The sequence below is a fragment of the Streptomyces sp. SM10 genome (genome assembly GCF_002910915.1).
In the GTDB taxonomy this organism is placed as follows: domain Bacteria; phylum Actinomycetota; class Actinomycetes; order Streptomycetales; family Streptomycetaceae; genus Streptomyces.
Map to the genome: position 1 here is coordinate 98162 of NZ_NEUF01000160.1, position 20134 is coordinate 118295.

Annotated in this window: 17 protein-coding genes; 6 read left to right on the forward strand and 11 right to left on the reverse strand. The window is 71.9% G+C overall.

Translation table 11 applies throughout. The features are described 5' to 3' along the window. Positions 1 to 86: 86 nt before the first annotated feature. The 9 genes from B9S57_RS26060 to B9S57_RS26100 all read right to left on the reverse strand — a co-directional run bounded on the left by B9S57_RS26060 (position 87) and on the right by B9S57_RS26100 (position 10571). Positions 87 to 2876 carry a DUF5682 family protein gene (locus B9S57_RS26060; protein ID WP_103759652.1) on the reverse strand — a complete coding sequence of 930 codons (2790 nt, stop codon included), beginning with the start codon at positions 2874 to 2876 and terminating at the stop codon, positions 87 to 89. Beyond that, positions 2873 to 3985 (reverse strand): AAA family ATPase, encoded by a 1113-nt coding sequence (locus B9S57_RS26065; protein ID WP_103759653.1) that lies wholly within the window; start codon positions 3983 to 3985, stop codon positions 2873 to 2875. Before B9S57_RS26065 ends, B9S57_RS26060 begins: the two co-directional genes overlap by 4 nt. Positions 3986 to 4071: 86 nt before the next feature. Continuing rightward, on the reverse strand, positions 4072 to 5493 hold the full coding sequence (locus tag B9S57_RS26070) for a VWA domain-containing protein (RefSeq protein ID WP_103759654.1): 1422 nt from the start codon (positions 5491 to 5493) through the stop codon (positions 4072 to 4074). Beyond that, positions 5490 to 6881, reverse strand: a complete 1392-nt coding sequence (locus tag B9S57_RS26075) for a hypothetical protein (protein WP_103759655.1) — start codon at positions 6879 to 6881, stop codon at positions 5490 to 5492. Before B9S57_RS26075 ends, B9S57_RS26070 begins: the two co-directional genes overlap by 4 nt. Further along, positions 6881 to 7351 (reverse strand): hypothetical protein, encoded by a 471-nt coding sequence (locus B9S57_RS26080; RefSeq protein WP_258036614.1) that lies wholly within the window; start codon positions 7349 to 7351, stop codon positions 6881 to 6883. Before B9S57_RS26080 ends, B9S57_RS26075 begins: the two co-directional genes overlap by 1 nt. 146 nt (positions 7352 to 7497) lie before the next feature. Further along, positions 7498 to 8178: an alpha-ketoglutarate-dependent dioxygenase AlkB gene (locus tag B9S57_RS26085; protein ID WP_103759657.1), complete on the reverse strand. Its 681-nt coding sequence runs from the start codon at positions 8176 to 8178 to the stop codon at positions 7498 to 7500. Beyond that, complete coding sequence (locus B9S57_RS26090; protein WP_103759658.1) at positions 8175 to 8435, reverse strand: hypothetical protein; 261 nt, start codon at positions 8433 to 8435, stop codon at positions 8175 to 8177. Before B9S57_RS26090 ends, B9S57_RS26085 begins: the two co-directional genes overlap by 4 nt. Before the next feature lie 58 nt (positions 8436 to 8493). Continuing rightward, positions 8494 to 9003, reverse strand: a complete 510-nt coding sequence (locus tag B9S57_RS26095; RefSeq protein ID WP_103759659.1) for a methylated-DNA--[protein]-cysteine S-methyltransferase — start codon at positions 9001 to 9003, stop codon at positions 8494 to 8496. Between the two features lie 80 nt (positions 9004 to 9083). Further along, positions 9084 to 10571 (reverse strand): AlkA N-terminal domain-containing protein, encoded by a 1488-nt coding sequence (locus tag B9S57_RS26100; protein WP_103759660.1) that lies wholly within the window; start codon positions 10569 to 10571, stop codon positions 9084 to 9086. Positions 10572 to 10994: 423 nt separating this feature from the next. Here B9S57_RS26100 and B9S57_RS26110 point away from each other — a divergent pair, with 423 nt between their 5' ends. Continuing rightward, entirely contained in the window at positions 10995 to 12545 is a 1551-nt protein-coding gene (locus B9S57_RS26110) for a sugar transferase (RefSeq protein WP_181011473.1), read from the forward strand. A 72-nt stretch (positions 12546 to 12617) separates the two neighbouring features. Here the strand turns inward: B9S57_RS26110 and B9S57_RS26115 are convergent, their stop codons facing one another. Further along, positions 12618 to 13601 carry a GDP-L-fucose synthase gene (locus tag B9S57_RS26115; RefSeq protein WP_103759663.1) on the reverse strand — a complete coding sequence of 328 codons (984 nt, stop codon included), beginning with the start codon at positions 13599 to 13601 and terminating at the stop codon, positions 12618 to 12620. Positions 13602 to 13715: 114 nt separating this feature from the next. On the opposite strand from B9S57_RS26115, the gene gmd reads away from it, so the two are divergent. Genes gmd through B9S57_RS26140 form a run of 5 tightly spaced genes read left to right on the forward strand, consistent with a single transcriptional unit; the run spans position 13716 to position 18916 of the window. After that, entirely contained in the window at positions 13716 to 14729 is a 1014-nt protein-coding gene (gene gmd / locus B9S57_RS26120; protein ID WP_103759664.1) for a GDP-mannose 4,6-dehydratase, read from the forward strand. Between the two features lie 35 nt (positions 14730 to 14764). After that, positions 14765 to 15142, forward strand: coding sequence for a DNRLRE domain-containing protein (locus B9S57_RS26125; protein ID WP_258036615.1), 378 nt, complete (start codon positions 14765 to 14767; stop codon positions 15140 to 15142). Beyond that, positions 15139 to 17394, forward strand: a complete 2256-nt coding sequence (locus B9S57_RS26130; RefSeq protein WP_103759665.1) for a LamG domain-containing protein — start codon at positions 15139 to 15141, stop codon at positions 17392 to 17394. Before B9S57_RS26125 ends, B9S57_RS26130 begins: the two co-directional genes overlap by 4 nt. Further along, positions 17391 to 18092, forward strand: a complete 702-nt coding sequence (locus B9S57_RS26135; protein ID WP_103759666.1) for a hypothetical protein — start codon at positions 17391 to 17393, stop codon at positions 18090 to 18092. Before B9S57_RS26130 ends, B9S57_RS26135 begins: the two co-directional genes overlap by 4 nt. After that, positions 18089 to 18916, forward strand: coding sequence for a glycosyltransferase family 2 protein (locus B9S57_RS26140; RefSeq protein ID WP_103759667.1), 828 nt, complete (start codon positions 18089 to 18091; stop codon positions 18914 to 18916). Before B9S57_RS26135 ends, B9S57_RS26140 begins: the two co-directional genes overlap by 4 nt. A gap of 4 nt (positions 18917 to 18920) precedes the next feature. Here B9S57_RS26140 and B9S57_RS26145 read toward each other — a convergent pair whose 3' ends face one another. Continuing rightward, the gene (locus tag B9S57_RS26145; protein WP_103759668.1) at positions 18921 to 20081 is read right to left on the reverse strand and encodes a glycosyltransferase; all 1161 of its coding nucleotides are present in this window, start codon (positions 20079 to 20081) and stop codon (positions 18921 to 18923) included. Positions 20082 to 20134 lie beyond the last annotated feature (53 nt).

Here is a 20134-nt window from a genome sequence, read left to right on the forward strand (position 1 = left end):
CCTGCCCCGCTCCTGAGCGTCGAGGTGCGATCGCGTCCACGCCGACCGGCCCTGCCGGGGGAAGCGCCGCCGCTTCCCCCGGGTCGTCAGACCCCCGCCAGCAGCGCCTCCAGCGCCGCCGCGGTCTCGGGGTGGCGGCCGGCGAGCACCGCGCCCGAGGGCTCGGGGGTCTCCTCCTCCCAGGTGCCCTCGCAGCCCAGCAGCTCGGCCAGGCTGTCGCACGTCTGCGGGTGGGCGGCCAGGAGGACCGCGCGTCGCGCGGTACCGGCTCCGGGCGCTGCCGGGGCCCCCGGTGCTTCCGGGACGGCCTCCCACGGCGGGACCCACGCGTCCAGCGCCGCGAGCCGGCCCGGGAAGACGCGTCCGGCCTCGCGGATCAGCAGCGGGGTCAGGTCGGCGCCCTCCGAGCGCAGGGTGGTGATCAGCGTCGGCAGCCAGGGCAGCAGCACCGGGTCCGGCAGCCGTGCGAACGCCTTCGACACCGCCTCGACGACGAAGTCGGCCAGGTGCGGCACCGGTTCCAGAGCGTGCAGGAAGCCGCTGAGGTAGCGCGGGTAGGCCGGCACCACCAAGGGGTTGTCCAGCAGCGCGTCGCACCGCTCCCTCAGCTCCGCGCGGGAGAGCTGCCCGAGGTGCACCCGGGCCGCCCACAGCAGAGCGGTCCTGGACGGCTCCTCGGGGTGCGACTGCGCGAAGGCCAGATCCAGCTGGGCCCGGTCGCAGCCGAGCGACAGGGCCAGGCTCTCCATGCTGAAGAGGAATCCCAGCATCGCCGCGACCTGCCGGACCGTCGCGTCCTCGTCGGTGAACGCCGTGGGCAGGAGCGTGCAGTAGTGCGCGTACCCCGTCTTGGCGAAGGACTCGATCCACGACGGCAGCACCGGCCGGGTGATCCGGTAGTACGCCAGGAGCCTGCGCACCCTGCGCAGCACCTCCGGCGCACCGTCGACGCTGCGTTCGGTGGCCAGCACCTCCAGCGCGCGGGTGCCCAGCTCGTCGGCGAGGCGGCCGCTGCGCAGGTGCAGCACGGCGTCCTCGACGGCCGCGAGGACGTCGGCCGTGGTGGCGTTCGGCGCGTACGCGGCGCGGCGCAGACGCTGCTCCAGTACCTGCTCGATACTGACGCCTTCGTAGCCGAGCTCGATGAGCGCCCGCTGATGCGTGCCCAGCGCGAGGTCCCACGACTCCTGCACCGACTGCTTGCCGAGCTCCCTCTCGCCCATGATCGGCCGCGCGGCCCCGTGGGGCATGAGGTGGCGCAGCATCCACAGCACGTCGGAGCACTGCCGCAGTTCGGGCTGGGAGGTCATGTCCAGCAGCGCTCGCTGCACACCGCGCTGCTGGAGCTTGAGGTTCAGCGGGGCGAGCCGGTCGTGCACGTCGCGGGCCAGGGGCGGCAGCGCGTCGTAGCCGACCTGGCCGATCCGGTCGCCGCCCATCAGGATCTCCACCAGGCGGCGTACGTCGCGCCTGCCCGGCACGGTCTCCTTCTCGATGCAGGTGACCGCAGCGTCCTGGAAGTCGTACGGGGTGGGCCTGGCCCGGTCCCGCATACCGGCCAGCAGGATCGACGTCTCGAAGACGGCGATGGCGTCGGCGGTGGAGGCGAGGTAGCCGTTGCGCCGGGCGGAGCGCACGATCTCCACCGACCAGCCGCGGAGTTCCGCCTCGTCCAGCCGGTCGAGGGCGGGTGGACTCTGCAGGAAGCCGGAGAGCTTGTCGGCAGGGGCCTCCGGCGCCACGGGCACGGCACTCCTCCCGGGCTTCGCCGCCTTCTTGGCGCCCGTCTGGCCGGCGAGACGGTACGGCTGCACCCGGGTGCGCCTGAGGTTCTTCGCCCACTGCGTGGCGGCGATCGACACGGACCCGGCCGCGAGGCCGAACTGCGCCTCGATCGACGCGTGGCTGGAGGGGATCAGACCGTGCTGCCAGGTGCTCCCGCCCGGAGGGCTGATCTCGAAGGTGTCGCTGCCGTGGACGCCGAACTCCTCGACCCGGCTGGACGCGTGGAAGGCGCCGCATACGTAGAGGCAGTCCTCGGGGTCGGTGCCCGTCGCGGAGAGGTGCTCGCGCATCCGGGTCCACATGTAGCGCTCGCGGTCCTCGTCCACCCGCACCCGGTCCGTGTCCCCGGGCGCCAGCCGGCGGAACAGGCTGCCGATCAGGAGCATGACCTGACGGTAGGTGTCGTGGTCGCTGTCCCCGAGCGGCAGCTCGACGTACTGGTGCCACCACTCCGACCAGTGCCGCACACGGCCGTGGTGCAGGAGGTGCTCCTCCAGCTCGGCGAACCGGGGTCTCAGATCGCCGATCTCCACCCCTACGGCGTCACCGTGCAGCGCCGCCTCCTCCTCGGCGGGAGGAGCGTCCGGTCCCGAGGGCTCCGCCGCTCCGGCCTGCCACTGGAAGACGTGGTCCGAGGAACGGTCGACGAGGACCAGCTCGACGCCCGGGGTGTCCAGGGCGTAGGCGATGGCCTGGTACTCGGCGGACGCCTCGGTGATCGGGGCGACCACCGAGAGCGGCGCCCACTCCGCGGGGAAGCCCCTGACCTCGCTCGCGAACGCCTGCACGGCCACCGGGAGACGGCAGTTCCTCAGCTCGGACAGGAGTGGCGCCATGTCCTCGCACAGCTCCAGGTACACGACCTTGGGCTGCTTCTCCCGCAGTCTGCGGGCCATCGCGAGAGCCGAGGCGGGCGAGTGGTGGCAGACGGGGAAGATCTCCAGCGGCTCGCGCACCGCCCGGTCGACGTCGTCGACGATGCCGAGGAGGATGCCCTGCAGCGCGTCCGGCCCGTCCGCGAACTCCGTGGCAGCCTGCTGGAGTTGTCCTCGAAGCGCCTCGAAGGGCGTCCCCTCGTCCGGGGTGCTCATGACAGGGTGGCGATCGCGTCGCGGCCGCCCTCCAGGAACTCCGGCCAGGAGCCGCCCTCCGCCTTGCTGCGCGGTTCGACGACGCCGTGCAGGTACTTGTTGAGGATGGCCAGGTCCTCGGGTTCGCGCCGCGCCAGCGATCCGACGAGCGAGGAGGCGAGGGTACGGGCGGTCAGCGCGCGCTCGCCGAAGAAGTTGCTGTGCAGGATGGCGTCCTCCAGGACGCCGATCTGCTCGGCGCTCGACAGCGCGGACTCCAGCTTCTCGTCGTCGCTGCCGGCGGCCGCCGAGGAGGCCCGCAGGTCTGCGAAGCTCTGCAGCAGCACGTCGAGCAGGGTCGGCGGCACGTCCAGCTCGATCTGATGGCGGCGCAGCAGTTCCTCGGTGCGGAAGCGGACGATCTCCGCCTCGCTCTTCTTGTTCGTCACCACCGGGATGCGGACGAAGTTGAAGCGGCGCTTGAGGGCGGAGGAGAGGTCGTTGACGCCTCGGTCACGGCTGTTGGCCGTGGCGATGACGGAGAAGCCCGGCTTGGCGAAGACGATGTTGTCGCTGTCCATCTCCGGGACCGAGATGTACTTCTCGGAGAGGATCGAGATCAGGGCGTCCTGGACGTCGCTGGTGGAGCGGGTGAGCTCCTCGAAGCGGCCGATCGCGCCGGTCTCCATCGCGGTCATGATCGGCGAGGGGATCATCGACTCCCGGGACTGCCCCTTGGAGATGACCATCGACACGTTCCACGAGTACTTGATGTGGTCCTCGGTGGTGCCGGCCGTGCCCTGCACCACGAGTGTGGAGTTGCGGGAGACGGCGGCCGACAGGAGTTCGGCCAGCCAGCTCTTGCCCGTCCCCGGGTCACCGATGAGCAGCAGACCCCGGTCGGAGGCCAGGGTGACGATCGAGCGCTCGACGAAGCTGCGGTCGCCGTACCACTTCTGGGAGATCTCCCGGTCCAGGCCGTCGGAGCGCTCGGATCCCAGGATGAACAGGCGGACCATCTTGGGCGAGAGCCGCCAGGAGAAGGGCTTGGGGCCGTCGTCGACCGACTCGAGCCAGTCGAGCTCCTCGGCGTACTTGATCTCGGCGGGGGCGCGCAACAGGTCGGACATGGGTGTGCCTTTCGACGTGTGTGGGAGTGCGGTCACGGGACTCGCGTGGCGGGCGCAGGCCCGGGGGGCTCCGGCCGGCCCGCGCGTCACGTGAGGAAGGTCTTGAGCTCGTGGACGAGCTTGCGGATGTGCCCCGAGAGGACCGGTGTCCCCTGGTCCTTGAAGCGCTCCCTGAACCAGGGGTTGACGCTGGCGCGGCCCGAGCTGGTCACCGAACCGACCGGGATGAACTTCGCCCCGGAGCGGTGGATGGCGGCCATGCTCTCGAACAGCGGCTCGGTCTGCCATTCGTAGAAGTCGGAGATCCAGACCACGACGGTGTTGCGGGGCTCGGCGATCTTCGGCTGGGCCAGTGCCATGGCGACCGTGCCGTCTGTGCCGCCGCCGAGGTTGGTCCGCAGCAGGGTCTCGAAGGGGTCGTGCACCCAGGGGGTGAGGTCGAGCGCCTGCGTGTCGTACGCGATGAGGTGGACGTCCACCTTGGGCAGGCCCGCGAAGATCGAGGCCAGGATGGTGCAGTTGACCATGGAGTCCACCATCGAGCCCGACTGGTCGACGACCACGATCAGCCGCTGGGGCGTGGTCTTGCGCGCCGTGTGGCGGTAGAAGAGGCGGTCGACGTAGAGCCGTTCCTCCTCAGGGCTCCAGTTGGTGAGGTTCTTCCAGATCGTGCGGTCCAGGTCCAGGTTGCGGAACACCCGCTTGGGCGGGACCGAGCGGTCCAGGGCGCCGACGGTCGACTTCTCCACCTGTGTCCGCAGCACCTCGGCGACCTCGTCGACGAATCGCCTGATCAGGGCCTTGGCGTTGGCCAGGGCGACGCCGGAGAGGTTGTCCTTGTCGCGCAGCAGCTGCTCGATCAGGGACATGCTCGGCGTCAGCTGACCGGCGAGGTGCGGGTCGGCGAGGACCTCGCGCAGCCGCATCCGCTTGACGAGCCCGGCCTCGATGGAGCCCAGCGCAGGACCGATCTCCGGGATGAGACGGCTGAGATCGGGGGTCCTGCCACTGCCGCCGGTGCCGGTCGGGCTGACGCCCGCGCCTCCGGCGCGTCCGCCGCGCAGCTCGCCCGGCCTGCAGCCGAGGGCGCGCTCCAGCCAGCCCGCGTCGGACTGCCACCGGGAGAGCTGCCCCGCGGAGACGGTGCCGGGGGGCGAGTGGAAGACGTTCAGCAGGACCTTCGACACGAGTGCGGCGCGCCGCACCTCGGCGGCCCTGTCGCGGTCGTCGTCGGCGCCGTCCGTGTCCGGCTCCGCGTCGGGCGCCATCAGGTTGTCGAACTCGGCGGCGAGCCCGGGATGGCGCTGCACCACGGAGTCCACGGAGGCTCCCGGGTCCAGCAGCGCGGGCGGGAGCCCGATGTCCTGGACGACGGCGAGGCTCGCCGACTCCAGGGCCGGCTGCTCCTCGGGGTCGAAGAGCTGGGCGAGCAGGCGCCAGTACATGACCTGCCGGCGGTTGTCGTGGGCGCTCTCCCCGGTCACCCCGGGGTTCGGCTGTCCGGTCATTTCCGCAGCAGCCTTCCCGCGCGCTCGCTCAGCACCTTGGCGGCGTCGGTGGCGGCCTTCTCCGCCCTGGCCCCTGCCTTGTCGGTCGTCCCTCCGGCCCACGCCCCCGCGTGCACCGCGGTCACCTTCTTGCGGACAGCGGTCTCGACCGCGAGCGGCTGTACGGCGAACTCGCCGTCGTCCCAGCGGATCAGCGCGAGGCAGGCGCCGGACCTGGCGACGGACTCGGGGGTGAGCGGCCCGGCCGCCGGGATGCGGTCGGTGTCGACGGCGAGCTCGACCCCGGCGACGGTGAAGGTCACCGCGCCCTCGTCGTCCGCCCGGGCGGTGTAGCCCTCCAGGAAGACGGGCACGGCGATGTGTGCGGGATGCCGGTCCAGGGGAGCCGTCACCGGGGCGGTCGCGGTGGGCAGGGCCACGCGGGCGGTCGCGAACGCCTCGGCCGGCTCCCCGGGCCGGGCGTGGGCGTCGTCCCAGACCAGGTCGCCCTCGGCGGTGACCGGCATACCGGTGAGGTCCATCGACCGGCCCTCGCCGGCGGCCGCGAGGAGCGACATGTGCGGACGCATCAGCTGCCAGATCCCGGCTCCGACGACGGTGTCGGGCTTCGGCACGGACACGCCGGCACGCACGAGGCGGGGCGCGGAGCCGTCCGCGGGCTCGTACACGGCGTGGACCTGTGCCTGTGCGGCGGTCGCGTGTTCCTGTACGTCGATGCCGAGGGGCAGCAGCCGGCCGTCGGCGGTCCCGACGACGGGCGTCGCGGCGGCGCCCGGCACCGTGAGCAGCATCCCGCGCGACCAGAGGTCGGCCCAGCGGCGTACCGGGAAGCGCTCCATGGACGAACCGGGGCAGGACGCGGCGAGTTCGGCGGCGAAGCCGTCGAGGAGAGACGCGAGCCGGCGGAGAGAGGGGTCGGGCAGCATCGCGGAGACGACTTCACCGGCCCCGGACACCACCTCGTGGTCGAGACCCTGCCAACCGCAGCGCGCCAGGTCGCAGAGCCAGGCGCGGGCGGCCGTCAGCAGATTGGCCGCCGGTTGCGCGTCGGCCGACGGCACGGACCGGTCTCCGTGCGAACGGCCCGTGGCCTCCTCGACACGTGCCAGCAGCGCGTCATGGACGGAGCCGAGCAGCGCGGTCCGTGCGGCGGCCAGGGCCACGAAGTGGTCCTCGCCCGCGCCTCCGGCCGCCGCTTTCCCGGCCGCCTCGGCGACCCGGGCGGCCAGCGGCGTCCCGAGGACGGCGTCGGCGAGCCGCGCCGGGCCGTCGGCTTCGGCGGGCCGGGGGCGGAGCAGGCCGGCGACGAGAGCCCGGTCGAAGGCGTCGACGGCCTCCAGGGCTTCGTCCAACCCGTCGACGGGCTCGGTGAGCAGGTCGGCGCGCATCAGGCCACCGCCCTGGTCGGCGGGAAGAACTGCATCTCGGGCAACGGCAGGGTGGCCGGGGCGTGTTCGAGATAGGCCAGGTGGCGGAGGAACCGACTGAAGACGGAGGCGGCTGCCTTCGTCGCGTCCGCCTGCGGACGGGTGCTCCGCATGGCCGTGGCCAGCACGGGCCCGTCGATGTCACCCGCCGGGACCTCGATCCTCAGGTAGCGGACGACGCGCTCGGCGCCGTACTGGAGGACCGCCTCGTTGGCGAGGGCACCGATGTGGTTGCAGAACGAGCCGCGCGCGCCGCCGCACGGGCGGTTGTTGTTGGTGCTGCAGGCGAACGCGAAGGTTCCCGTCGCGACGGACGAGACGTAGACCCGCCCTATGTCCGAGCCGCTGGACACCACACCTTGCAGGCGTCCGTCCGCCAGCTCGACGAACGGAACCTTGGCGAGCTTGCGCGGCCGCGCGGGCGGTATCACCCGTGCCGTGCTCGACCTCTCCCAATCCGACAACGCGCCATCTCCAATGCACAGCTGAGGGGGTGTTTCCGCCGGACCGGCGGAACACGACTGAACCTACTGGGAGGCACTGACATCGGTGCTGACGCGTGGGTCCGGCGCCCTCGTCACGGCCGGGAGACGGCGGGGGTGTCGGTGAGCCCCGTGACCCGCATGGTGATGTTCAGCCGGCCCGAGCTCAGCCCGGTGGCCGGGTCGCCGGTGCCCTCGTGGACCCTCGGCACCCCGTGGTGGGCGAAGCGCGAGGGGCCGCCGAGGACGAACAGGTCGCCCGAGGCGAGCTCGATGTCGGTGTAGGGCCTGGTGCGGGTCTCGGTGTTGCCGACGCGGAAGACGCAGGTGTCGCCGATGGACAGGGAGACGACCGGGGCGGAGGACCTCTCGTCCTTGTCCTGGTGCATGCCCATCCGGGCCTGCCCGTCGTAGAAGTTGATCAGCGCGGTGTCCGGGGTGTAGTCCTCCGCCGCCGCCTCGTCGCCGCACGCCGTCAGGAGGGCGCGGCGGCCCAGCCGGACCATCCACTCCGGGAACTCGGCGACCCGCCGGCCGTTCACGTCGTCCGCCGTGCGGGTGTACCGGTAGGGGGTCCAGTGCCAGCCGACACACACGGTCTGTACGGACATGACGCCGCCGCGCGGCAGCCGGGTGTGGCGGATGGGAACGGGCCCGGTGGCCCAGGCCCGGCACGCGGTCACCAGTTCGCGCTGCTGGGCGGGGGTGAGCCAGTCCGGTACGTGCCAGGCCCCCGGGGCGACCTCCCTGGAGGGGCGTGGGATCAGGGCGTTCACGGCGCCTCCCCCTGCGGCGGCCGGGCGGTGAGCCGGCGGTGGTTCACGTCCCGGGTGCCGCCCTCGGCGGTGGCGCCGCGCAGACCGTGCACCGTCCCCGGGCCCGCGAGCTCCGGGAGGCGGTGTCGCGGCAACAGGGCGACCAGCGAGAGGGGTTCCTGCTCGGTGTACGCAGCAGGGTTCGGCGGCGGACCGCACGCGGCGATGTCCCGGACGCTGATCAGCGGGGACTTCCTGTCGGTCGTCCTGTCCGTCATCGATGCACCTTCCTCTTCCTCGCAGGTCCGGGGCGTTACGCACCCCGGTGGGCGGCCTTCAGCCCGCCTGGTGGTGGCTCTCCAGGTCCAGGAGCTGCCGCTTCCGGTCGAGGCCGCCCGCATAGCCGGTGAGGGCGCCGCTCGCGCCGATCACACGGTGGCAGGGGCGGACCACCAGCAGCGGGTTGGCGCCGATGGCGGTGCCGACCGCGCGCACCGCGGCGCGTGAGGCACCGATCCGCCTGGCGATCTCGCCGTAGCTCAGGGTGGTGCCGTACGGGATCGCCTCCAGGGCCGCCCAAACGCGCCGCTGGAAGTCGGTGCCCCGGCCGACGGCGCACTCGATGCCGAAGCCGGTCCGGCTGCCCCCGAAGTACGCGCGCAGTTCGCCGGTGATCGCGGTGAACGCCCCGGGGTCCTGCCTCCAGTCGTCCTGGACCGTCGCGCCGCCCTTCTGGCCGGGCACCGAGAGAGAGGCGAGGGCGGTGCCGCCCTGTGCGGTGGCCGACTCCTCGCCCACCAGCAGCAGCTCGCCGAGCGGGCTGTCGATCGCGGTGTAGAGCGTCATGGTCACGGTCCTTCCGGGTTCGTCGTGTGCCGGTGTCGGCTGTGCGGGGTGTCCGAGTGGCGACCGGCGGGATTCGGACGTCATGCCACCGGACCACGGCGCCGCTCCGCTGCCGCGTTACAGAAGTGGTGCGTGGCGTACGTGCGCCACGGTCGCCATGCACCGGCGTCCACCGGCTCGGCGCCGGCGTGGCGCATTCCGGCCAGGACGGCCGCGTCACCGGTCAGCAGCACGTCGGGGTCGCCGAGCGCGCGCATACGGATGCAGGCAGCCGCCCGGGGGCCGACGCCGGGCAGGCTCAGGAGCTCCTTCTCGGCCTGGTCACGGTCGGCCCCCGGGTCGAGCCGGACCCGCCCGTCGGCCAGGGCGGCGGCGACGGAGCGCAGGGTGCCGCGCAGCGCGTCGGGGATCGCCAGCTCCTCCAGGCCGGCCCCGGCCAGGTCGCCGGGGCCGGGGAACGTGCGGGTGAGGGTGGAGCTGGGCACCTGGAGGGCCGCGCCGTAGGCCTGCACCAGCGCGCTGCCGAGCCGGCGTCCGGCGGCCACGGGGACCTGCTGCCCGAGGACCGCCCGGACGGCCAGTTCGTGGACGTCCGCGGCACCGGGCGCGCGGAGTCCGGGCGTCCGGGCGACGAGCGGGGCCAGCGCGGGGTCCGCGCCGAGGCGCTCGGCGACCGCGTGGGGGTCGGCGTCCAGGTCGAAGAGGCGGCGCATCCGCTGGGTGGCGGTCGTCAGGTCCCGCAGGTCGCCCAGGTGCAGCCGGCACTCCAGCCAGCCGTCGCCGGTGCGCTCGCCGACCTCCGCGATGCCGGTGCCGTGCGGCAGCCGAAGGGTGCGCCGGTAGGTCCGGCTGCCTCGTGCGCCGGCCATCTCCTCGATGCCCGCGAGGGCACGGGCCCCGAGGTGGTCGAAGATCTCGGCCGCGGCGTAGGGCCCCCGGTGGGCGAGCCTCAGGGGCACTCCCCCGGCTCCCTCGGCGGTGGCGACGGAGCCGAAGCGGGAGGACCCGCCGGGCGGGGCGGCGCGCAGCTGGCCGGGGGTGAGCGCGTAGATCTTCCGGACGGTGTCGTTGAACTGCCGCACGCTGGCGAATCCCGCGGCGAAGGCGATCTCGGCGGCCTGCAGGGTGGTGGTCTGCAGCAGGACCCGCGCCGTGTGGGCCCGCTGGGCACGGGCGAGCGCGATGGGCCCGGCGCCGACCTCGGCGTTCAGCTGGCGCTGCACCTGACGGGCGCTGTAGCCGAGGCGTGCCGCCAGCCCGGCCACGCCTTCCCGGTCGACGACTCCGTCGCCGATGAGCCGCATCGCGCGGCCCACCAGGTCGGCACGCGCGTTCCAGTCCGCGGAGCCGGGGACGGCGTCCGGGCGGCAGCGCCGGCACGCACGGAACCCGCCGCCCTGGGCGGCGGCAGCGGTGGCGAAGAAGGTCACGTTGTGCCGCTTGGGGGTGGTGGCCGGACAGCTCGGGCGGCAGTAGATCCCGGTCGTGGACACGGCGAAGAAGAACTCGCCGTCGAACCGGGCGTCGCGGCTGCCCACCGCCTCGTACCTGCTGTCGTCACTGGCCATGGCTCAAGGGTGCGGTATCGCGGACGGTCCCGCTGGCGGGAATCGGACATGACGTCCGGCAGCGCGACACCCACCAGCTCTCCCACCGGTCCACAATGAGAACCGTTCCAGAGAAGTGGTCGACTCGAAGAGCTCCAGGAGCTCCTCCGTACGTCCCTGCCGGGCCAGATCCGTCACGATCCGGACGAGTCGGCCGGTCTGTTCCTCGGAAAGCGGTTCCACACCTCTACTTTGGGCGGGACCCCTTGGAGACGGCCGGAGAGGGCGACGCGGATCACATCGCCCGCCGTGTCTGAACTTCACGAGAACTCCAGCGAAATGGCACGTGTGTGGATATCGTGCACGAGCGAGGGCGCATCCGTCAGTCCATGGGATCGGCGGATGCGCCCCGTTTGTGGGGATGCAACTGTGGCTGGGGGGTTCATGGGGCATGTCGAAATACCTGAATCGGATATATCCGGGCCCGTCGGGCTCGCGGGAGCACCACGACCGCGTACCGCCGGGTCCGGGAACCACACGGTGGCTCCGCAGCAGTTGTGGCGAGCCCCGACCACTGTCGAGCGCGATCACGCGGAGAGACCGCGGGCGAGGAAATCGCCCGTTCCGCGTGTGCCCTTCCTCGTCCTGACCGATCTGCTGGGCCTGGGGGTTCCGGCCTGGCTCGTCCTGCGCGCCGGTGACCAGCCGGGCCCGCTGACCGCCGCGGCAGCGGCGGCCCTGGTGTGGACCGGAGTGCGCGCGGTGCGCGGCCGGTACGCGCACCGGCTGCCGGGGGAGGCTGCCGGGGCGTCCCACGCACCCGTCGGCGACTGGCTGGCGCTCACCGGGGTGCTGGCCGTGCTCGTGGCCGTGACGGGCGGGGGCCTCGACCCGGCGACCGCCGTCGCGGCGCTGGTGCCCGGTCTGGCCCTGGCGGTCCTCGCCGGGGCCGTGGCCCGGTGGCGTGCGGGCGGGGGGCCCCGAGGGGGACGCCGGGTCCTGGTCGTCGGCGGCGCGGCCGGCCTGGACCGTGCGGTGAATCTGCTCAACTCCCGCACGGATCACCCGTACAGGGCGGTGGCCGCGGTCCCGGTGGGGCCGGAGGCTCCGGACTGCGGGACACCGGTTCCGGGGCGGCTGGCCCCCGAACCGGCCGACGACGACGTGTCCACGGTGCTCGGCGGGGCCTTCGCCCATGACGCGGACCTGGTCCTCGTCGCTCCCGGTCCGCAGCTCGACGAGGACCGCCTGCGCCGGCTGGCCTGGGGCCTGCACGACGGCGGACTGGCACTCTGTGTGCTCTCCGACCTCTCGGGCATCGCCGCGACCCGGGTGCGGCCCGCCTCCGCCGCCGGGCTGACGCTGCTGCATGTCGCGCCGCCGCTGCGGCACGGCCCGCAGGCCGCGCTCAAAGCGGTGGTGGACCGGGCCGGTGCGGCGCTGGGACTGCTGGTGCTCGCACCGCTGTTCTTCGGGGTGGCCCTGGCCGTACGGCTCTCCTCACCCGGTCCGGTGTTCCACCGCCAGACCCGTCACGGGCGGCACAACAGGCCCTTCACCATGTGGAAGTTCCGCACGATGGTGGCCGACGCGGAGGCCCGCAGGGAGCAGCTCTCGGCGGCGAACGAGAGCGAGGGTCCGATGTTCAAGATGCGCCGCGACCCGCGGGTGACCCGGATCGGCCACGCTCTGCGCCGGACGTCCGTGGACGAGCTCCCGCAGCTCCTCAACGTGTTGCGGGGTGACATGTCCCTGGTAGGTCCACGTCCACCGCTGCCGGAGGAGGTGTCGAGCTACGACGAGCGGGAGCTGCGACGGCTGGCGGTCCGGCCGGGCCTGACCGGTCTGTGGCAGGTCAGCGGGCGGTCGGACCTGTCCTGGCAGGAGACGGTGTCGCTGGACCTCTGGTACGTCGACAACTGGTCGGTGGCCACGGACATGGGGCTCCTCGCCCGTACGGTGCGCGCCGTCACCGACGGCCGCGGGGCGTACTGAGACGCGGTGGGGGGACACGAGGGGGGTCGCGTGCACGGATTCAGGGCGCACCGCGGCCGCCCGGCCGGCCGGTCAGTCCCGGGGGGCCTGCCGGCCGAGCCACCAGGCGTAGGTGCGGGCGATGCCGTCCCGCAGGGGGATCTGCGGCTTGAAGCCGAGGGAGGAGAGCCGGGACACGTCCAGGAGCTTGCGCGGGGTGCCGTCGGGCTTCGAGGTGTCCCAGACGATGCGCCCTTGATACTCCGTCACCTCACTTACCGTCTCGGCGAGTTCGCGGATCGTGAGGTCCTCGCCGCAGCCCACGTTGACGGGTGCGTCGCCGTCGTAGGCCTCCAGCAGCCGCACACAGGCCGCGGCGAGGTCGTCGACGTGGAGGAATTCGCGGCGGGGACTGCCGGAACCCCACAGGGTGACCTCGTCCGCGCCGTCCCGCTTCGCCTCGTGGAAGCGGCGGATCAGGGCGGGCAGTACGTGCGAGGTCTCCAGGTCGAAGTTGTCCCCGGGGCCGTAGAGGTTGGTGGGCATGGCACTGATGTACGAGGCGCCGTACTGCCGGCGGTAGGACTGGACCTGCACGATGCCGGCGATCTTGGCGAGCGCATAGGCCTCGTTGGTCGGCTCGAGCGGGCCGGTGAGCAGCGCCTCCTCGGGGATGGGCTGGGGGGCGTGCTTGGGATAGATGCACGACGAGCCGAGGAAGAGCAGCCGCTGGACCCCGGCCGCGTGGGCGCCCGCGATCACGGCGAGCTGGATGCGGAGGTTGTCCTCCAGGAACTGCACGGGACTGGTGCTGTTGGCCATGATCCCGCCCACCTTGGCGGCGGCCAGTACGACCGCGTCCGGGCGGGCGTCACGCAGGAACGCCTCGGTCGGCGAGGCCTCGCGCAGATCGAGCTCGCCACGGCCGCGGGTGATCACCTCGTGGCCGTCGGCGGTGAGACGGCGCGCGAGTGCCGAGCCGACGAGGCCTCGGTGGCCCGCGACGAATATCCGGGCGCCGGGGCGCAGCAGAGGGCGGGCGGATTCCCGGGGCGGGCCGGGCAGTTCAGTCGTCATGGCTCGGATTCTGCCAGCAGCGCACCGCCCGGGTGACCCTTTGCCGCATTCCGCTCAGATCAAGCTATTTCGGTGAACCAATCGCCCCACGGGCGACCAGAGAAGGGGGGAGTCATGGCAAAAACCGCACTCATCACCGGCGTGACCGGACAGGACGGCTCGTATCTGTCGGAGCTGCTGCTCGAGAAGGGGTACACGGTCCACGGGCTGATACGCCGTTCGTCGAGCTTCAACACCGAGCGGATCGACCACATCTACCAGGGGCCCGAGGAAGCGAATCGTTCCTTCGTGCTCCATCACGCCGACCTCTCCGACGGCGTCGCGCTGGTGAACCTGCTGCGCGACATCCAGCCCGACGAGGTCTACAACCTCGGTGCCCAGTCCCATGTCCGGGTCTCCTTCGACGCCCCGCTGTACACCGGTGACGTCACGGGGCTCGGAACCGTGCGGCTGCTGGAGGCGGTGCGGGCCAGCGGGATCGAGACCCGGGTCTACCAGGCGTCGTCGTCCGAGATGTTCGGCGCGAGCCCTCCCCCGCAGAACGAGAAGACCCCGTTCCACCCGCGCAGCCCCTACAGCGTGGCCAAGGTCTACGCGTACTGGGCGACGGTCAACTACCGTGAGGCATACGGGATGTTCGCCACGAACGGCATCCTCTTCAACCACGAGTCCCCGCGCCGCGGCGAGACCTTCGTGACCCGCAAGATCACCCGCGGGGTGGCGAGGATCAAGGCCGGCCTGCAGGACCGGCTGCATCTGGGCAACCTCGACGCCGTACGCGACTGGGGGTACGCACCGGAGTACGTGGAGGCGATGTGGCGGATGCTCCAGTGCGACACCCCAGACGACTTCGTGGTGGCCACCGGCGAGGGGGTAAGTGTCCGGCAGTTCCTGGAGTACGCCTTCGAGCACGCGGGCCTCGACTGGGCGGAGCACGTCCGCTACGACCCGAAGTACGAGCGCCCCAGCGAGGTGGACGCGCTGATCGGTGACGCGTCCAAGGCGGAGGAACTCCTCGGCTGGAAGCCGGAGGTGAAGTCGCGCGAGCTGGCCCGGATCATGGTGGACGCCGACATCCGGCTGCTGAGCGACCAGCTCACGGGGTCCGCGGTCCGGGTGGATCGATGAGAGGACCCGGACGTCTCAGACGGACCCGGGGCGGCGTGTTCGCCTCGGTCCTCGCACTCGGCGCGGGTCTGCTCAGGAGCGCGCGGCTCACCTTCCGTACCTCGTCGGACTCGACGGCGGGGTCGGCCGAGAGCCACAGCATCGTGCCGGTCACCGGCACGTGGACCGAATCGACGGTCACCTACGACACCCGGCCGACGCTCTCCACGTCCGTGCCGGGGACCATCAGCGGCGCGACCTCCGTCTCCACCGGCTATGCGGCGGAACTGAACGCGTCGCCACTGGGCGGGGCCCTCGGCTCCGCCACCTCACTCGCCCTGACCGGCAGCGGGACGGACAGTCTCCGCATCTGGTCGAGCGAGGCAACGGCGGCCTTCCGGCCGCAGCTCGTCCTCACCTTCGGAGATGAATGATGAACGCAAGCACGGGGCGGAGATCTGGAGGAAGCGGCCGTCTGCGGGCCGCATCCACCGCACTCTGCCTGTTCGCCGGAGCCCTGACCGCGACCGTTGCCGGGGCCTCCCCGGCAGCGGCGCTGACACCTCCGGTATCCCTCACGGCCGACGACCTCACCACCTGGCAGACCAACGGCATCGTCTGGTCGATGGCCGCGACGGACGGAGTCGTCTACGCGGGCGGCACCTTCTCCACCGTCCGGCCGCCTGACGCGGCGGCCGGGACCTCGGAGGAGCCCGCGGTCAACTTCGCCGCGTTCGACGCGGCGACGGGCGTGCCCACCGGGTGCGACCTCTCGTTCACGCTGTCCTCCGGGACGGCGACCGTACGGGCCCTCGCGCTCTCCCCCGACGGGGAGACCCTGTACGCGGGCGGGAGGTTCGGCGCGGTGAACGGGGTCGGCGTCAGCAACATCGTGGCCGTCGACACCGCCACCTGCACACCGCGCCAGGACTTCAAGATCTCCGTGTCGGCGACGGTGCGGGCCCTGGACGTGACCGCGGACACCGTCTACCTGGCCGGTGACTTCACCAGCGTGGGCGGCCGGACGAGGAGCAGTTTCGCCGCCGTGACCACGGGCGCGGACCTGCTGCCGTGGACGGCGAACGCCGACGAGGTGGCACGGGCGGTCCAGGTGACCCCCGACGGGCAGCACGTGGCGCTCGGCGGAGACTTCTTCACCGTCAACGGCACGACCTCGCACGCGCTGGCCGTGGTGGACGCCACCACGGGCGCGCTCACCAGGAGCTACCCGGGCTTCATCCCGAACACCTCGACGGTGCAGGACCTCACGACGGACGCGACCGGGCTCTACACCGCCAACGAGGGCACCGGCGGCGGGGTGTTCGACGGCCGGATCGCCATCGACCTGGACGACTACCAGCAGCGCTGGCGGGACACGTGCCTGGGCGCCACGCAGGCCGTCCTGGTGCACTCGGGCGTGCTGTACAGCGGCAGCCACGCACACGACTGCTCCAGCATGGGCGGCTTCGCGGACCAGCCGCGCAGGCACCTGCTGGCCCAGTCCGTCGACGACCCGACGCTCCTGCCCTGGTTCCCCGACACGAACGACGGCATCGGCGAGCCGGTCGGGCCCCGGGTGATGACGCAGACCGACAAGGGCGGCCGCCACTACCTGTGGGTCGGCGGGGAGTTCACCACCGTCAACGGCGGGGGTCAGCAGGGGCTGACCCGGTTCGCGGACGGTCCGGACACCGGTGCGCCCTGGGTGCCCAACGTCAGTCTCTCCACGGTCACCCCGGGACAGATCGACGTCAACTGGCAGACCAGCTTCGACACCGACGACGGTGAGCTCACCTACCGGATCTACAAGGACGGTGCGAGCACGCCCGTCCACACCGTCACCGGCTACTCGCTGTTCTGGGACCGCCCGCAGCTGAAGTGGACGGACACCGATGTGGCGGTGGGCGAGACCCACTCGTACCGCATCACGGCGAGCGACGGCACCAACACCAGTGCCAAGTCGCCGGCCCAGTCCGCGACGGTGGCCGCCTCCACGCAGGCCTACCCGGCGAGGGTGCTGTCCGACGGCGCCTCGCTGTACTGGCGTTACGACGAGGGCACCTCGACCTTCGCGGCGGACACCACGGGCGGGCTGGACAACGGGTTCCTGCGCAACGCGCCCGCCTACCGGCAGACCCCGGCCGCGATCGCGGGGAGCTCGACCGCCATCGGCTTCGACGGCGCGAGCGAGTACGCGTACAGCAACAAGCGCCACACCCAGCCCACCCGCTTCTCCGTGGAGACCTGGATCAAGACCACCACCACCAGGGGCGGCAAGGTCATCGGGTTCGGCAACCTGAGCATGCAGAACAGCACCCGCTACGACAAGCAGGTGTACATGGCCAACAACGGGCGGCTGGTCTTCGGCATCTACAGCGGCGGCTACCGCACGGTCACCACGACCGGGGCCTACAACGACGGCAACTGGCACCACGTCGTCGCCACCCAGGGCACCGGTGGCATGGCGCTGTACGTCGACGGGCAGCTGCGGGCGTCGAACTTCCTCTACACCTCCAACGAGAACTACCCCGGGTACTGGCGGGTCGGCGGCGACAACCTGGCCAGCTGGCCGAACCGCCCGACGAGCAACTTCTTCGCCGGTCAGATCGACGAGACCGCCGTGTACCCGACCGCGCTGAGCGCTTCCACGGTCAGCGCGCACTACGCCCTGAGGACGGCTGAATGAGATATCCGTTCCTGGCCGGTGCCGCCGTCGCTCTCGCGACGGCGGTGCTGGCCGGCTGCGGCTCGTCCGGCGGGTCCGGCGACGGAGGCAAGGAGGAGACCGCGGGCGGCAAGCCGTCCGCGGCGTCCTCCCCCGCGCCCTCCGTCGCCGGTCCGGCGGCCGGTTCACGGACACCGCAGCCCCAGAAGCCCAGTGCCGCCCCGAAGGCTCCCGCCGGGGACATCACCCCGGCCACCGGCTCCTTCACGAAGAAGCAGAAGGAGTACCTCACCGACCGCGTACCCAAGGGTATGGATCCGGCCGCGGTGCTCCAGACGGGGCAGGAGACCTGTGACAGGCTCCGCTACCTGGTCAAGGCCGACCGGGAGATCGCCGTCGGGGCGATCGTCTCCGGCGAGATCGCGGACGCGGAGCCGGCCGTGGCCCACCTCTGCCCCCAGAACCAGGACCTCGTCGACGAGGCCGCACGCGGCTACGCCGACGGCACCCACGAGGGCGCGAAGGTCCGGCCGGGCCGGTACACGGCCGCCTCGCCCACCAAGGCCTGCAGCTGGCAGGTGACGGGAGAGAAGGGCAAGGCGCTGCTATCGGGCTCCTCGGACACCGGCAAGCGGGTGTCGATCACCGTCCCGGAGTCCGCGCGCGCCTTCACCTCCACAGGCTGCTACGCCTGGCTGCCCCAAGGAGACAACGGATGAACAAGCTGCCCATCGCCGTGGCGATCCCCACGAAGAACGAGGGCCTGAACATCGCCGAGGCGGTGAAGTCGGTCCTGGGCCATTTCGAGGCGGTCGTCGTGGTGGACTCCCACAGCACCGACGACACGGCGAAGATCGCCGAGGAGTGCGGGGCCGAAGTCGTCACGTACACCTGGGACGGAGGGCACCCGCGCAAGAAGCAGTGGTGCCTGGAGAACGTCCGCACGGATCTGGACTGGATCCTGCTGCTCGACGGTGACGAGCGGCTCAGCCCCGGACTGCTGGCGGAGCTGCGGCGGATCTTCTCCGACCCGGAGAGCCCGAAGCCGGCGGCGTACGACATCCCCCTGGGGTACTGGTTCTCGGGGAAGCGGCTGCGGCACGGCTACACCATCCGCAAGCGGTCGCTGACCGACCGGACCCGCAGCCACTACCCGGAGGTCGGCGATCTCGCGGCACCGGGTATCGGCGAGGTCGAGGGGCACTACCAGCCGGTCGCGGCCACCGCCGAGGCGCTGAGCAACCCGATCGAGCACCAGGACCTGGATCCGGTCACGGCCTGGTTCGAGCGGCACAACCGCTACTCGGACTGGGAGGCGTGGCTGGAGCACCACCCCGACGTCAAGGAACAGGTGCGGAAGGTGAAGTCCCGTCAGGGACAGCTCTTCCACAAGGCGCCGTTCAAGCCGCTGGTGTCCTTCGCCTACATGTACGTCTACCGGCGGGGCTTCCTGGACGGGCGCGCGGGACTGGACTTCGCGCTCGCCATGAGCTTCTACCGCTGGCAGATCGCACTGAAGTCGCGAGAGGACAGGACCGGTTGAGCCATCAGGCCCTCCGGCGGACCACGTCCTCGTAGGTCTGCCGGAGGGTTCGGGTGACCGCCTCGATGGTGAACTGCTCGTTGACCAGCTCCCACGCGGCCTTGCCCGCCCGGTCGCCCGCCTCCGGCTCCAGGAGCTCCAGGACGGCGTCGGCGACCTTCCGTGCGTTGGCGGCGTCCTCGCCGACCTTGCTGTCGATCACCCGGCCCGATCCCGCCCCCGCCACATCGGGGGCCTGCCCGCAGGTGCGGGTGATGACGACCGGGGTCCCGACCGACATCGCTTCCAGCACCGAGACCGGGAACGGCTCCTCGATCGCCGGCAGCACATACACGTCCGCCTCGCGGTCGGCGGCCAGGACGTCGTCGTGCTCCAACGGACCGACATGGTCCAGGGATTCGGCCACCCCCAGCTTCCGGGCCAGCGCGAGGGTGCCGGACAGCGCGCCGGTGTCCGGCCCGGCCATGACGAAGCGGGCGTCCGGGTGGCGGGCGAGGATGTGCGGCATCGCCCCGACGAAGTCCTCGGGCCGCTTGCGCTCCTGGATCCGGGCGAGGTACAGCACGGTGGGCGGACGGCCGGGCTCGCGGGCGGGCTTGCGCTCCTGCGGGCGGACCCCGTTGACCAGCCGGACGGTGCGGGTGAGCGGGACGGGGGCGGCGACGGCGTTCACGTCGAGGCGCTCCATCTCGGTCAGATGCAGGACCGCGTCCGCCTCACGCAGCACCTTGCGGACCCCGAGGACGTCGGTGAGCTGGGCGACCTTCTTCTCGGTGGGGTCGATCATGCCGTGGGTCTGGACGACCAGGGGCGTACGGGTCGCCAGCGCGAGCAGCGCCACGGGCAGGGTCACCAGGTCCCGCATCAGATGGACGTGGACGAGATCGGCACCCCGCATCATGCGGCGGGCGGTGTTCAGCAGCCCGGCGGAGGTGATCCCGCTGACCTCGAACATCGGGAGCAGGTGCCTGGCCTGGAAGAGGTGTACCGGAACTCCCTCCACCTGCTTGGGGAGTTCACCGTCGGGGAAGCCGTCGCCGAGGGCCATGACGCGCGCGTCGTCGCCGTGTTCCCGCTGGACCTTGGAGAGGTTGAACGCCACCCGGGTCGGACCGCCGAAGGCGTGGTCCGGAGTGTGGAGCGTGACAACATGCAGGATTTTCACGAGAGTTCCCCTTGATCTCGGCAGACCGTTCACAGACTAGTCATCCCATCACC